This window comes from Cellulomonas biazotea, from assembly GCF_004306155.1.
Lineage (GTDB): Bacteria > Actinomycetota > Actinomycetes > Actinomycetales > Cellulomonadaceae > Cellulomonas > Cellulomonas biazotea.
Genome location: NZ_BIMR01000181.1, coordinates 1 through 12,356 on the forward strand (window position 1 = coordinate 1; position 12,356 = coordinate 12,356).

At 75.7% G+C, this 12,356-nt stretch carries 14 protein-coding genes; 10 read left to right on the forward strand and 4 right to left on the reverse strand.

Features of this window, described 5'->3' with window-relative positions:
* Window positions 1-33: 33 nt before the first annotated feature.
* Genes CBZ_RS12090 through CBZ_RS12100 form a run of 3 tightly spaced genes read left to right on the forward strand, consistent with a single transcriptional unit; the run spans window position 34 to window position 2,959 of the window.
* Complete coding sequence (locus tag CBZ_RS12090) at window positions 34-1,080, forward strand: FecCD family ABC transporter permease (RefSeq protein WP_130781789.1); 1,047 nt, start codon at window positions 34-36, stop codon at window positions 1,078-1,080.
* The gene (locus tag CBZ_RS12095; protein WP_130781790.1) at window positions 1,080-2,132 is read left to right on the forward strand and encodes a FecCD family ABC transporter permease; all 1,053 of its coding nucleotides are present in this window, start codon (window positions 1,080-1,082) and stop codon (window positions 2,130-2,132) included. Before CBZ_RS12090 ends, CBZ_RS12095 begins: the two co-directional genes overlap by 1 nt.
* Window positions 2,129-2,959, forward strand: a complete 831-nt coding sequence (locus tag CBZ_RS12100; RefSeq protein WP_130781791.1) for an ABC transporter ATP-binding protein — start codon at window positions 2,129-2,131, stop codon at window positions 2,957-2,959. The genes CBZ_RS12095 and CBZ_RS12100 overlap by 4 nt, the downstream gene beginning before the upstream one ends.
* A gap of 123 nt (window positions 2,960-3,082) precedes the next feature.
* Here the strand turns inward: CBZ_RS12100 and CBZ_RS12105 are convergent, their stop codons facing one another.
* A complete protein-coding gene (locus CBZ_RS12105; RefSeq protein WP_246013317.1) occupies window positions 3,083-4,021 on the reverse strand; it encodes a DNA/RNA non-specific endonuclease in 939 nt (312 codons plus the stop codon).
* Window positions 4,022-4,047: 26 nt separating this feature from the next.
* On the opposite strand from CBZ_RS12105, the gene CBZ_RS12110 reads away from it, so the two are divergent.
* The 7 genes from CBZ_RS12110 (at window position 4,048) to CBZ_RS12140 (ending at window position 9,755) form a co-directional block, all read left to right on the forward strand.
* The gene (locus CBZ_RS12110; protein WP_130781792.1) at window positions 4,048-5,541 is read left to right on the forward strand and encodes an amidohydrolase; all 1,494 of its coding nucleotides are present in this window, start codon (window positions 4,048-4,050) and stop codon (window positions 5,539-5,541) included.
* Between the two features lie 227 nt (window positions 5,542-5,768).
* Entirely contained in the window at window positions 5,769-6,137 is a 369-nt protein-coding gene (locus tag CBZ_RS12115) for a hypothetical protein (RefSeq protein WP_218022762.1), read from the forward strand.
* A 45-nt stretch (window positions 6,138-6,182) separates the two neighbouring features.
* A complete protein-coding gene (gene purS / locus CBZ_RS12120; RefSeq protein ID WP_130781794.1) occupies window positions 6,183-6,446 on the forward strand; it encodes a phosphoribosylformylglycinamidine synthase subunit PurS in 264 nt (87 codons plus the stop codon).
* A complete protein-coding gene (gene purQ, locus CBZ_RS12125) occupies window positions 6,443-7,138 on the forward strand; it encodes a phosphoribosylformylglycinamidine synthase subunit PurQ (protein ID WP_130781795.1) in 696 nt (231 codons plus the stop codon). The genes purS and purQ overlap by 4 nt, the downstream gene beginning before the upstream one ends.
* Window positions 7,138-8,154 carry a GNAT family N-acetyltransferase gene (locus tag CBZ_RS12130; protein ID WP_130781796.1) on the forward strand — a complete coding sequence of 339 codons (1,017 nt, stop codon included), beginning with the start codon at window positions 7,138-7,140 and terminating at the stop codon, window positions 8,152-8,154. Before purQ ends, CBZ_RS12130 begins: the two co-directional genes overlap by 1 nt.
* Window positions 8,155-8,173: 19 nt before the next feature.
* Window positions 8,174-8,902, forward strand: coding sequence for a DUF72 domain-containing protein (locus CBZ_RS12135; protein WP_130781797.1), 729 nt, complete (start codon window positions 8,174-8,176; stop codon window positions 8,900-8,902).
* Window positions 8,903-9,083: 181 nt separating this feature from the next.
* Window positions 9,084-9,755, forward strand: coding sequence for a hypothetical protein (locus CBZ_RS12140; protein WP_130781798.1), 672 nt, complete (start codon window positions 9,084-9,086; stop codon window positions 9,753-9,755).
* 12 nt (window positions 9,756-9,767) lie between these two features.
* On the opposite strand, the gene CBZ_RS12145 is transcribed toward CBZ_RS12140, so the two are convergent.
* The 3 genes from CBZ_RS12145 to CBZ_RS12155 form a co-directional block, all read right to left on the reverse strand.
* The gene (locus tag CBZ_RS12145) at window positions 9,768-10,139 is read right to left on the reverse strand and encodes a cupin domain-containing protein (RefSeq protein WP_130781799.1); all 372 of its coding nucleotides are present in this window, start codon (window positions 10,137-10,139) and stop codon (window positions 9,768-9,770) included.
* A 64-nt stretch (window positions 10,140-10,203) separates the two neighbouring features.
* Complete coding sequence (locus CBZ_RS12150) at window positions 10,204-11,034, reverse strand: ABC transporter permease (RefSeq protein WP_130781800.1); 831 nt, start codon at window positions 11,032-11,034, stop codon at window positions 10,204-10,206.
* Window positions 11,031-12,098, reverse strand: a complete 1,068-nt coding sequence (locus tag CBZ_RS12155; RefSeq protein WP_130781801.1) for an ATP-binding cassette domain-containing protein — start codon at window positions 12,096-12,098, stop codon at window positions 11,031-11,033. The genes CBZ_RS12150 and CBZ_RS12155 overlap by 4 nt, the downstream gene beginning before the upstream one ends.
* Window positions 12,099-12,356: the final 258 nt, after the last annotated feature.

The window sequence follows — 12,356 nt, forward strand, 5'->3', positions numbered from 1 at the left end:
GGTCGCGGCGCCCGCGTTCCGTACCGTGCACCCATGAGCGCCGTCGCCGCCGCGCGAGCCCCGCAGGCCCCGCACGCCCCGCGCGTGCGGGGCTCACGCGCGCTCCTGCTCACCGCGGGGATCGTCGGCGCCGCGCTGCTGCTGGTCCTCGCGGTCGGGCTGAGCATGGCCGTCGGCGCGAAGCCCGTCCCGCTCGGCGACGTGTGGTCCGCCCTGCGCCACCCCGACGACTCCTACGTCTCGACGGTCGTCGCGTCGCGCATCCCGCGCACGCAGCTCGGGGTCATCGTCGGCGCCGCGCTGGCCGTCGCGGGCGTCGTCATCCAGGGCCTCACCCGCAACCCGCTCGGCGACCCCGGCCTGCTCGGCGTCAACGCCGGGGCGTCGGCGTCGGTCGTCCTCGCCATCGCGCTGCTCGGTCCCGCCGTCGGGCGGTCCGTGTGGGCGGCGATCCCCGGCGCGCTGCTCGCAGCGGTCGCCGTCTACCTCATCGGCTCCGGCGGACGACGCGCCACGCCCGTGCGGCTCGTCCTCGCCGGGGCGGCCGTGTCGGCGGTGCTCGTGGCGCTCGTCGAGGCGGTCTCGCTCACGCAGCCCCAGGTCTTCGACTCCTACCGCGTGTGGGTCGTCGGGTCGCTCGCGGGACGGTCCCCGGAGGTCGTCGGGCAGGTCCTGCCGTTCGTCGTCGCCGGGGTGCTCCTCGCCCTGCTGCTCGCCCGGCAGCTCAACGCGCTCGCGCTCGGCGACGAGTCCGCGACGTCGCTCGGGCTGCACGCCGGACGCACGCGGCTGCTCGGCGGGCTCGCCGCGACCGTCCTGTGCGCCGCGGCCGTCGCCGCGGTCGGCCCGATCGCGTTCGTCGGCCTCGCGGTGCCGCACGTCGTCCGGTCGTTCACCGGGTCCGACCATCGCTGGATGCTCCCGTACTGCGCCCTGCTCGGCCCGGTGCTGCTGCTCGCGTCCGACGTCGTCGGGCGCGTCGTCGCCCGCCCCGGCGAGCTCATGGTCGGCGCCGTCACCGCGTTCGTCGGCGCACCGTTCCTCATCGCGGCCGTGCGGCGCGGGCGGGTCGGCGTCTGATGCTCCAGGGCCGCCCGCCCCGCACCCTGCGCCTCGGACCCGAGGGGCGCGGCGTCGTCCTGCTGTGGCGGCCGCGGCCCGTCGTCGTGTGCGTCGTCGTCCTGGCCGTCGCCGTCGTCGCCGGCGTCGTGACGATCACCGCGGGCCGCCTCGGCATCCCCCTCGCCGAGCTGCCCGACGTCCTCGCCGGGAACGGGTCGCGGATCCAGGAGTGGGCGCTGTTCACGACGCGCCTGCCCCGGCTCGCCGTCGCCGCGCTCGCGGGCGCCGCGTTCGCCGTGTCCGGCGCGCTGTTCCAGTCCGTGACGCGCAACCCGCTCGGCAGCCCCGACGTCATCGGGCTCGGTGCGGGCGCCGCCGCCGGAGCCGCCGCGGCCGGTCTCGTCTGGCCCGGCACGATGCCCGTCCCCGCCGGCGCGGTCGTCGGCGCGGTCGTGGCCGTCGTCGCCGTCTGGCTCGGCACCGGGCGCGGCTTCTCCGCCCCGCACCGGATGGTCGTCGCCGGCATCGCGGTCGGGGCCATGGCGATCTCGTTCGTCCAGCTCGCGCTCGCCAAGGCCGCCCGGGAAGAGGCGCAGGAGGTCGCGATCTGGATCAACGGGTCCCTCGTCGCCCGCACGTGGTCCGACGCCGCGCTGATCGGCGTCGCCGTCCTGCTCCTGCTGCCCGCGGCGCTCGCGCTCACCCGCCCGCTGCAGCTCGTCGAGATGGGCGACGAGGCCGCGACCGCCGTCGGTGTCCGGCCCGGCCGGGTGCGGACCGTCGCCGTCGTCGTCGGCGTCCTCGCGACCGCCGCAGCCGTCGCCGTGTGCGGGCCCATCGCGTTCGTCGCGCTCACCGCACCGCAGATCGCCCGACGGCTCACCCGGTCCACCGGCCCCGGCGTCGTCGCCGCCGCGTGCACCGGCGCCGCCGTCCTCGTCGTCGCCGACCTGCTCGCGCAGCACGCGATCCCGGGCCAGCAGTTCCCCGTCGGTGTCGTCACCGCCGCGCTCGGCGGCGTCTACCTCGCGTTCCTGCTGGTCCGCGAGTGGAGGAGGAGTGCCGCATGAGCACCGCACCCGCCGTCCCCCCGGTCGTCCCGACCGTCGCCCCGCTCGCGGCGCAGGGCCTGACCCTCGCGTACGACCAGCTCGTCGTCGCGCGCGACCTGTCCGTCGAGGTCCCGCGCGCGTCGTTCACCGTCATCATCGGCCCCAACGGGTGCGGCAAGTCGACCCTGCTGCGCGCCCTCGCCCGGACCCTCAAGCCGCGCGCCGGCCAGGTGCTCCTGGAGGGCCAGCCCCTCGACCGGCTGCGCGGCAAGGACGTCGCGCGCCGCCTCGCGCTGCTCCCGCAGAGCCCGCTCGCGCCCGAGTCCATCACCGTCGGCGACCTCGTCGCGCGCGGCCGCTACCCGCACCAGGGGCTGCTGCGGCAGTGGTCGCCCGCCGACGCCCGCGCCGTCGCTGCCGCCCTCGACGCCACCGAGGTCGCCGACCTGCGCGACCGGTACGTCGCCGACCTGTCCGGCGGGCAGCGGCAGCGCGTGTGGCTCGCGATGGCCCTCGCGCAGGAGACCGACCTGCTGCTCCTCGACGAGCCGACCACGTACCTCGACATCGCCCACCAGGTCGAGGTCATGGACCTGTGCGCGCGGCTGCACGAGGAGGGCCGCACGCTCGTCGCCGTCCTGCACGACCTCAACCAGGCGGCCCGGTACGCCACGCACCTCGTCGCGATGCGGGAGGGCCGGGTCGTCGCCGAGGGGCCGCCCGCCGACGTCGTCACGGTGGACCTCGTGCGCGAGGTCTTCGGGCTCGCGTGCCGGGTGGTCCCGGACCCCGAGTCGGGTACCCCGATGGTCGTCCCGCTGCGCCGGGCGACGCCCACTGCCTGACGGCCGCCGGACGTCGCACTCGCCGCCCGACCGCACAGGCTCGCGACGCGGTCGGGGCGGGCGCCCGTCACGGACCTCGCACCGGTGCGCCGGACCGGACGTCGGCGCGCCGGCGCGAGGGGGTCAGACGACGATGTCGGACGGCTCGGTGAGCGGGACCCACGCCTTCTCGCCGAACGCCCGCGTCGGCGGCAGCACGTCCGCGGCGACCGCGGGCCCGAGGTCGAGCCCGGTGAGCTCCGCGACCTGCGACACCGGCACCTGGAAGGTGCGGAACGGCCCGAGCGGAGGCGGTGCGTCGGCGTCGCGGGCCGAGCGCAGCGCCTCGTCGAGGTCGAGCCCCGCGAGCAGCGGCGACTGGTCGACGAGGAACGCGGCGGCCGCGAGCCGCAGCGGCGGCGCCTCGGCGTCGCCGGCGCCGTCCGTCGTCGCGCCCGCGGTCGTGCCCGTCCGGTCCGTCGTGCCCGTCCCGTCCGTCGGGGCGGTGTCCGGCGTCGCCCACACCGCGACCTTCCAGAAGTGCCGCGGCACCCCGACGCCCCGGTAGACGGGGTCGTCGTCGCGGAGCACCGGCCCGGTGAAGACGCTGACCCGCTGCCGCCACGTCTCGGCGTAGCGCAGCACGTGGTCCTCGAGCCCGACCCACAGCTGCTTGCCCTGGTTGAAGTCGTCGACCTGCGGCGCCGCGTTCGTGTAGAGGAACGTGTCGACGTTGGCCTGCTGCGCGACGTCCACGGGGCCCCACACGGGGTCGGCGCGCCGGACCAGGTGGCCGCGGTCGAGGCGGTTGTTCCGGTAGACCTCCGGCCCGGCCTGCCGGTCGACGGGGACCCGCGGGTCGAGGAGCCACGTGTCCTCGCGCGGCAGGTCCTTGAGCTGCGAGCCGTCGATGTTGACCGCGGTCGCGGCTGCCAGCTTGTGCCGGGTGTCGAACAGCACCGTGAAGTGCGTCGACGGGAGGTCCTCGACCGGCCGGGGTGTCCCCGGCAGCGGTAGCGGAGGTCCCAGGAAGAGCGCGTCGTAACCCTCGGTGTGATCCATGCCGCCCCCTACGGTGCTCACATGGCGACGGTAGCGGCGGTCTTCGCGTGAGCGACATCGGAAACGGGACAAATCACCCCCTGCTGCTGCGTGGCGCCCGACGGCTCGGGGACGCCGTCACGGTCGACGTGCTGGTCCGGGACGGGCGGGTCGCCGCGCTCGGGCCGGACCTCGCGGACGTCGCCGGACCGCGCGCCGAGCACGTCCCGCTCGACGGGCGGACGGTGATGCCCGGCCTGTGGGACGCGCACGTCCACCTCACGCAGTGGGCGCTCGCCCGGCAGCGGCTCGACCTCGCGGGCGCGACGTCCGCCGCGCACGCCGTGACGCTCGTCCGCGCACGCCTCGACGCGGGCCTGCCGCCCGCCGGCACGCCGCTGGTCGGCTTCGGGTTCCGGGACGGGCTGTGGCCCGACGCGCCGACGTCCGCCCTGCTCGACGCGGCCGTCGGCGACGTCCCCGTCGTCCTCGTGTCGGGCGACCTGCACTGCGCGTGGCTCTCGACGGCCGGGCTGCGGCTGCTCGGCGTCGGCGCGCACCCCACGGGGCTGCTGCGCGAGGGGGAGTGGCTGCCGCTGCAGGGCGTGGTCGACCACGTGAGCGACGACGTCGCCGACGCGCTCGTCCACGACGCTGCCGTGCACGCCGCGTCGCTCGGGGTCGTCGGGGTCGTCGACCTGGAGATCGCCGACAACCTCTACGTGTGGCGCCGCCGCGCCGCCGCACGGCCCGGCGTCGTGCGGGTCCGCGCGGGCGTGTGGGAGGACTGGCTCGACCGCGTCGTGCACGACGACCTGCACACGGGAGACCGGGTTGCCGGCCTCGTCGAGCAGGGGCCGCTCAAGGTCATCACCGACGGCTCGCTCAACACGCGCACGGCCTACTGCCACGACGCGTACCCCGGCACGACGGACCACGGGGTCCTCGCCGTCCCGCCCGAGCGGCTCGTGCCGCTCATGTCGTCCGCGCACGCACACGGGCTGCGCTGTGCGATCCACGCGATCGGCGACGCCGCCAACGCGCTCGCCCTCGACGCGTTCGCCACCACCGGGGCGGCGGGGTCCGTCGAGCACGCGCAGCTCCTCACCGACGACGACGTCGCCCGGTTCGCCGCGCTCGGCGTCGTCGCGAGCGTGCAGCCCGAGCACGCCATGGACGACCGGGACGTCGCCGACCGGCACTGGGCGGGCCGCACCGGCCGTGCGTTCCCGTACGGCGCGCTGCACGCGGCCGGGGTGCGCCTCGCTCTCGGCTCCGACGCGCCCGTCGCCCCCCTCGACCCGTGGACCGCGATCGACGCTGCCGTGTGGCGCGCGCGCGACGGCCGCGACGCCTGGCACCCCGAGCAGCGCCTGGACCTGACCGCGGCGCTCGCGGCCTCGGTCGACGGACGGCCCTTGAGCCTGCGTGTCGGCGACCCGGCCGACCTGGCCGTCCTCGACGACGACCCGCTCACGCGCGGCACGACCCCGGGCGCGCTGCGCTCGACCCCTGTCGCGGGCGCCCTCGTGGCGGGCACCTGGACCCACCACACCCTCTGACCCACCACCCCCTCCGACCCACCCCGCGGGGCCACCGGCCCGCGCGCCGAGGTCGTCAGTCCCGGTCGAGGTCGTCAGTCGTGGTCGAGATCGTCAGCTGGAACGCGCGAGCTCGACCACAGGTGACGACCTCGCGGTAGACATCTCCCGTGACGACGCCCCCGACCCGCCCGACGAGACCGCCCTGGCGCGTCGTGCTGGCGTACCGCCTCCGTGGTCGCCGCCCCGTGGCGCGCTACGACGACTGGCTGCGGCGCGACATCGACGGGTTCTGGTACCCGCTGCGTGCCGAGGCGCCCGCCCAGGCGGTGGTCGTGCTCCTGCTGCTGGTGGTGGGCCTGCTCGCGGACACGCTGGGCGTCCACGTCCCGATGGACGTCATCTTCGGCGCCTTGTCCTTCGCGCTGGTCCTGGCCGTGGCGGCGGTCGTGCGACGCGCGCAGATGCGCGAGTGCGAGCGTCAGGACCTGCTCGGCGACACCCCGGACGTCGGGCGGTTCCGCCCGTACGTCCACCTCGACGCTCACCCGCGGCCCGGCTCGGCACCGGCGTCCACCCCTCGGTGGCGGGGATCGTGGCGCGGCGGGGGTCGGTAGGATCGCCCCGACCCCCACCGCCGCGCGAACAACAGGAGCACACCCGTGGGACGAGTCGTCGTCGACGTCATGCCGAAGCCCGAGATCCTCGACCCGCAGGGCAAGGCCGTGGCGGGTGCGCTGCCCCGGCTCGGCTTCGGCCAGTTCGCGTCGGTCCGGCAGGGCAAGCGGTTCGAGCTCGAGGTCGACGGGCCGGTGACCGACGAGGTCCTCGCGGCCGCCCGCGCCGCCGGTGAGCAGGTGCTGTCCAACCCGGTGATCGAGGACGTCGTCGCCGTGTACGAGGACACCGAGGTCCCGGCCCGATGAGCCGCATCGGCGTCGTCACCTTCCCGGGCACCCTCGACGACCGCGACGCCGCCCGTGCGGTGCGCCTCGCCGGCGGCGAGCCCGTCGCGCTGTGGCACGCCGACGCCGACCTGCACGGGGTCGACGCGGTCGTCCTGCCCGGCGGTTTCTCCTACGGCGACTACCTGCGTGCGGGCGCCATCAGCCGGTTCGCGCCGGTCATGGGGGAGGTCGTCGACGCCGCCCGCGGCGGCCTGCCGGTGCTCGGCATCTGCAACGGCTTCCAGGTCCTCACCGAGGCGCACCTGCTGCCGGGCTCGATGATCAAGAACGACCACCTGCACTTCGTGTGCCGGGAGCAGGTCCTGTCGGTCGAGCGGGCGGACACGCCCTGGACCCGTGACTACGCGGCGGGCGAGCACATCACGATCCCGCTGAAGAACCAGGACGGCCAGTACGTCGCCGACGAGCGCACGCTCGACGAGCTCGAGGGCGAGGGCCGCGTCGTCTTCCGCTACGAGGGCTGGAACCCGAACGGGTCGCGCCGCGGCATCGCGGGCATCAGCAATGCCGCGGGCAACGTCGTCGGGCTCATGCCGCACCCGGAGCACGCGGTCGAGGCGGGCTTCGGTCCCGACGGCCCGAAGGGTCCGCGCACCGGCACGGACGGCCTGCGCTTCTTCACGTCGGTGCTCAAGGCGCTCGTCTCCTGATGACGCAGGCGGACGCCCCGACCGTCGAGGTCGACGTCGTCGGCTGGGACGACCCGGACGTCGTGCGGCTGCGCGACGCGCAGCAGGCCGAGCTGCGCGAGCGGTACGGCGAGGACGACATCGGCCACGAGATGACGGGCGACGACATCGTCGCGGTCGTCCGGGTGCGCGTCGACGGCGAGGCCGTCGCGATCGGTGCGCTGCGGGACCTCGACGAGGACGCCGCCTACGACGACGTGTCGCCCGGCACGGGCGAGATCAAGCGCATGTACGTCGAGCCGGCGCACCGCGGCCGCGGCTACTCGCGCCTGGTCCTCACCGAGCTCGAGCGCCTCGCGACGGCCCGCGACTGGCGGGTGCTCCTGCTGGAGACGGGTCCGCTCCAGCCGGACGCGATCGGCCTGTACCTGCGGGCGGGGTACTTCCCGGTCGAGAACTACGGCGAGTACGTCGGGGTCGTCGACTCGCGCTGCTTCGCGAAGTGGCTGGTCCCGGTGCCCGGTGCTCCCCGCCAGGAGCGGGCGACCGGACGCGTCGAGCTCGTCCGGGTGCCGTGGCAGGACCCGCGGGCGGTCGCGCTGCGCCGCGCGATGCACGAGTTCAACTGCCAGCGGTACCCGGAGCTGATCCCGGTGTTCGACGCGGCCGGCGGCTTCGACGGTGACGACGCGCAGCAGGGCGTCGGGGTGGTCACGGCGACGCTCGCCCTCCTCGACGGCGAGCCGGTCGGGCACGTCGCGCTGCGGGCCGCCCGCGACGGCTACCCGGACGGGTCGGGCGAGGTCAAGAAGCTCTACGTCGACGGCGTCGCCCGCGGCGCCGGGGTCGGCCGCGTGCTCATGGAGGCGGTCGAGGCGGACGCGCGCGAGGCCGGCATGTCGTCCCTGCTGCTGCAGACCGGTGTCCGCCAGCCCGAGGCCGTCGCCCTGTACGTGTCGCTCGGCTACCGACCGGTCGTGCCGTTCGGCCCGTACGCGGGCGACCTGCTGTCGCTCTGCTTCGGCAAGGCGCTCTGACGGCGGGTCCGGGGCGGTCGTGACGATCCGCGTCGGCACGTCCGGCTGGTCGTACGACCACTGGGAGCACGTGCTGTACCCGCCGGGCCTGCCGCCCGCGGACCGGCTCGCGCGGTACGCGGCCGAGTTCGACACCGTCGAGCTCAACGCGTCGTTCTACCGGTGGCCGCGGGACGCGACGTTCGCGTCGTGGAACCGGCGGCTGCCGGAGGGCTTCACGATGTCCGTCAAGGCGTCGCGCGGCCTCACGCACGCGAAGCGGCTGTACGCGCCGGAGGCGTGGTCCGAGCGGATGTCCCGCTCCTGGCACGCGCTGCGCGACCGGCGCGAGGTGCTGCTCGTGCAGCTGCCGCCGGACATGCCGCGGGACGACGCGCGGCTCGACTGGTTCCTCGGGTCGCTGCCGTGGTGGCTGCGGGTGGCCGTCGAGCTGCGGCATCCGTCGTGGCAGGACGACGCGGTCTTCGACCTGCTGGAGCGGCACGGTGCCGCGGCCTGCGTCATGAGCGGCGCGGGGCTGCCGTGCGTCCTGCGCGCGACCGCGCCCGTCGTCTACGTCCGGCTGCACGGCCCCGACCAGCGGTGGCTGTACGGCGGCTCGTACTCCGACGACGACCTGCGCTGGTGGGCAGACCGGGTGCGTGAGTGGGACGCGCAGGGCCGTGACGTGCTCGTCTACCTCAACAACGACGGCGACGGGAACGCGGTCCGCAACGCCCGGACGCTGCGGTGGATGCTCGGCGCCTGACGGGCTCTCACCCGCCGCCCGGGCGTCCGGTGCCCGGACAGGGGTGGTGCGCGGGGCAACCACGTGGTTAGCCTGCCCCCATGTCCTCGATCCGGGTGTGTTGTCGCTGAGCTGACGACCCCGCGCGCCTGCGGCCCGACGGCCCTCGCTGCGCACCCCGTTCGACCCGAGGACTCCCACCATGGCTCAGCACGTCCTGACGCACCCCCACGCGCACCGGCAGACCCGGCGCACGGCCCGTCGCACCGCCGCTGACGCGGCCCGCGCGCCCCGTTCCGCCGACGAGGTCGCCACCCTCACGCCCTGGACGACCACGACCGAACCCGCCGCCGATGTGCCCGTCGTCATCGAGGTCGTGGGCGCCCCGCTCCGCACCGCCGCCGACGGTCGCGACCACGACCGCCCCCGTGCCGAGGTGGTCGTCGCGAGCGCCGCGCTCGACGACGTCGAGCTGCTGCGCTCCGCGGCGCGCGCCGACACCGTCCGGATCCGCTTCTCCGCCGCGCTGCCGAACGCGACGGCTGTCCGCACGCTGGTCGCGGTCCTCGAGGGGCACGTGCTCGCCGTCGGACGCCGGCGCGAGGACGTGCGGCTGGTCCTCGAGGTCGAGACCGTCGTCGCCCGCGACGAGGCCGACGCCGCCCGCCGCCGGTCGTGGCTCGCGCACGTCGAGGCGTTCGCGGGGGCGTCCTGGGCGCCGTCGGCGTCGTGGGTCGTCGCACCCCGCGAGCGGGTCGTCGCGGACGGCGTCGCCCTGGCCCGGCACACGGGGGTGGACGTCGTGGCGCTCGCGCTGGTCGGGTCGTCGCGCGGCCACGCCGAGCAGCTCAGCGCAGCCGCGCTCGCGGCCTAGGTCCCGTCGCCGTCAGGCGAGCTCGCGGAGCGGTTGCGTGCGGTCGCCGCCGACGTCGCCCGTGTTGGTCGTGCCGACCTTCTCGACGAGCAGCGCCTGCACGACCCCGTGGGCGAGCGGGCAGTGCTCGACACCACGCGGCACGACGAACGCATCGAGCGGGCCGAGCCGGACGTCGCCGTCCCGGAGCTGGATCGTCAGGTCGCCGGAGACGACGACGAACAGCTCGTCGGTGTCGGGGTGGGTGTGCCACACGAACTCACCCTCGAGCGTCACGACCTTGACGTCGTGGTCGTTGAGGGTGACGAGGCGGTGCGGCTGGTAGCGGCCGGGCAGGCCGTCGAGCGCGGTCCGGACGTTGCGGACGCCGTCGGTCGTCGTCATGCCCCGACGGTAGGGGTGCCGCGATCGCGCGCGACACCCCCTGCCGTCGGTCGAGCGGCCGGGGTCAGCGGCCGAGCCGCTGCCACCGCCGCACGGCCAGCGTCCCGAACACCGCCACCAGCACGACCGGCCAGACGACCGCGAGCAGCGTCGCGTGGTCCGCCGCCCAGCCGCTCGCCGCGACCGTCGGGTTGCCGAACAGGTCGCGCGTCGCGGCGATGGTCGCCGTGATGGGGTTCCACGCGGTGACGGCCTCGAGCCATGCCGGCATCGTCGAGATCGGCACGAACGCGTTGGACAGGAACGCGAACGGCCACACGAGGATCTGCACGGCCGTCACACCGCCCTGCCCGCGGAACAGCAGCCCGAGCCAGATGCCGAGCCACAGGAACGCGAACCGCAGCAGGAGCAGCAGCCCGACGGCCGCGAGGGCAGGCCCGGCGCCGTGGTGCCAGCGCCACCCGACGGCGACGCCCGCGACGAGCAGGACGACGAGACCCACGGTCGAGGACAGCATGTCGGCGACCGCGCGCCCGAGGAGCACGGCGGACCGCGACATCGGGAGCGACCGGAACCGGTCCGTGACGCCGCGCTGCACGTCCTGCGACACGGCGGTCATCGTCGACTCCAGCCCGAAGGCCATCGTCACGGCGAGCATGCCGGGGAACAGGAACTCGATGTAGCCGCCGGGGACGTCGATCGCGCCGCCGAGCAGGTACCCGAACATGAGCAGCAGCAGGATCGGGAACGCGAGCCCGATGACGAGGTCCCACGGCTGGCGGCGCCAGTGGCCGAGGTCGCGCAGGGTGACCGCCCAGGCGTCGCGCAGCGCCCAGGTCGGGCCGCCCGCGGACGGGACGGCGGCGACGGGACGGGTGGTGGTGGCGGTGGTCATCGTGCGGCCTCCTCGGTGACGGCGCTGGTGGCGGTGCGGGCGGTGCCGGGGGTGCCGGTCGAGGCGGCGGTGTCGGGCGGCGCGCCGGTGAGGTGCAGGAACGCCTCGTCCAGGGTCGGCCGGCGCAGCACGACGTCGTCGACGCCGACGCCCTGGTCGTCGAGGGTCCGGACGACGTGGGTGAGCGCGGCGACGCGGTCCGTGACGGTCGCGGTGACCCGCCGGGTGGCGACGTCGGTCTCGATGTCGGTGCCGACGGCGTCGAGCGCGGCCTGCGCGGCGGGCAGGTCGGCCTCGTGGCGGACGACGACGTCGAGCCGGTCCTGCCCGATGGACGCCTTGAGCTCGTCGGGCGTGCCGCGCGCGGCGAGCCGGCCCTGGGACAGGACGCTGACCTGCGAGGCGAGCTGGTCGACCTCCTCGAGGTACTGCGTCGTGAGCAGGACGGCGGTGCCGGCGTCGACGAGCGTCCGGACGGCCCGCCAGACCTCGCGGCGCCCGCCGGGGTCGAGCCCGGTGGTGGGCTCGTCGAGGAGCAGGACCTGCGGGTCGAGCACGAGACCGGCGGCGAGGTCGAGTCGGCGTCGCATGCCGCCCGAGTAGGTGCCGACGGGCCGGTCGGCGGCGTCGGTGAGGTCGAACCGGTCGAGGAGCTCGTCGGCGCGGCGGCGGGCGGCGCGCGCGGCGAGGTGGGAGAGGCGTCCGAACAGGACGAGGTTGTCGCGGCCGCCGAGGATCTCGTCGACGGCGGCGTGCTGCCCGACGAGGCCGAGCCGGCGGCGGGCCTCGGTGGCGTGGCGGACGACGTCGTGGCCGGCGACGTGCGCGGTGCCGCCGTGCGGCTCGAGCAGCGTGGCGACGATGCGGACGGTCGTGGTCTTGCCGGCGCCGTTGGGGCCGAGCAGCGCGTGCACGGTGCCGGGCTCGACGTCGAGGTCGAGGCCGTCGAGCACGGTGGTGGTGCCGTAGCGGCGGGTGAGCCCGCGGATGCGGACCGCGGGTCCGGCGGGGTCGGTGATGTCGGCGGTGTCGGGGTGGTCGTGGGGTCGGCTGGCGACGGGCATGGGTGGACTCCTCCTCGTGGCGCGCTTACCGTACAGCGTACGACAAGAACGCGCGGACGTCTGCGGTTGTTCCCGGCAGGGAAGATGGACCCATGAGCGAGCTGACCGGCACCGGCGACCCGGCGCGCAGCATGGCGCTGCTGTGGCGTACCGCCGAGCCCGCCGCCCCGCGCGGACGCGGCGCTGCCGCCGGGCTGTCCGTCGACCGCGTCGTCGCGGCGGCCCTCGCGCTCGCCGACACCGAGGGGCTCACCGCGC

Excerpts from the sequence above, each read along its gene's own strand:
- CBZ_RS12090 (WP_130781789.1), top strand. The coding sequence starts at position 34 with ATGAGCGCCGTCGCCGCCGCGCGAGCCCCGCAGGCCCCGCACGCCCCG.
- CBZ_RS12095 (WP_130781790.1), top strand. The coding sequence starts at position 1,080 with ATGCTCCAGGGCCGCCCGCCCCGCACCCTGCGCCTCGGACCCGAGGGG.
- CBZ_RS12100 (WP_130781791.1), top strand. The coding sequence starts at position 2,129 with ATGAGCACCGCACCCGCCGTCCCCCCGGTCGTCCCGACCGTCGCCCCG.
- purQ (WP_130781795.1), top strand. The coding sequence starts at position 6,443 with ATGAGCCGCATCGGCGTCGTCACCTTCCCGGGCACCCTCGACGACCGC.
- CBZ_RS12130 (WP_130781796.1), top strand. The coding sequence starts at position 7,138 with ATGACGCAGGCGGACGCCCCGACCGTCGAGGTCGACGTCGTCGGCTGG.
- CBZ_RS12140 (WP_130781798.1), top strand. The coding sequence starts at position 9,084 with ATGGCTCAGCACGTCCTGACGCACCCCCACGCGCACCGGCAGACCCGG.
- CBZ_RS12145 (WP_130781799.1), bottom strand. The coding sequence starts at position 10,139 with ATGACGACGACCGACGGCGTCCGCAACGTCCGGACCGCGCTCGACGGC.
- CBZ_RS12150 (WP_130781800.1), bottom strand. The coding sequence starts at position 11,034 with ATGACCACCGCCACCACCACCCGTCCCGTCGCCGCCGTCCCGTCCGCG.
- CBZ_RS12155 (WP_130781801.1), bottom strand. The coding sequence starts at position 12,098 with ATGCCCGTCGCCAGCCGACCCCACGACCACCCCGACACCGCCGACATC.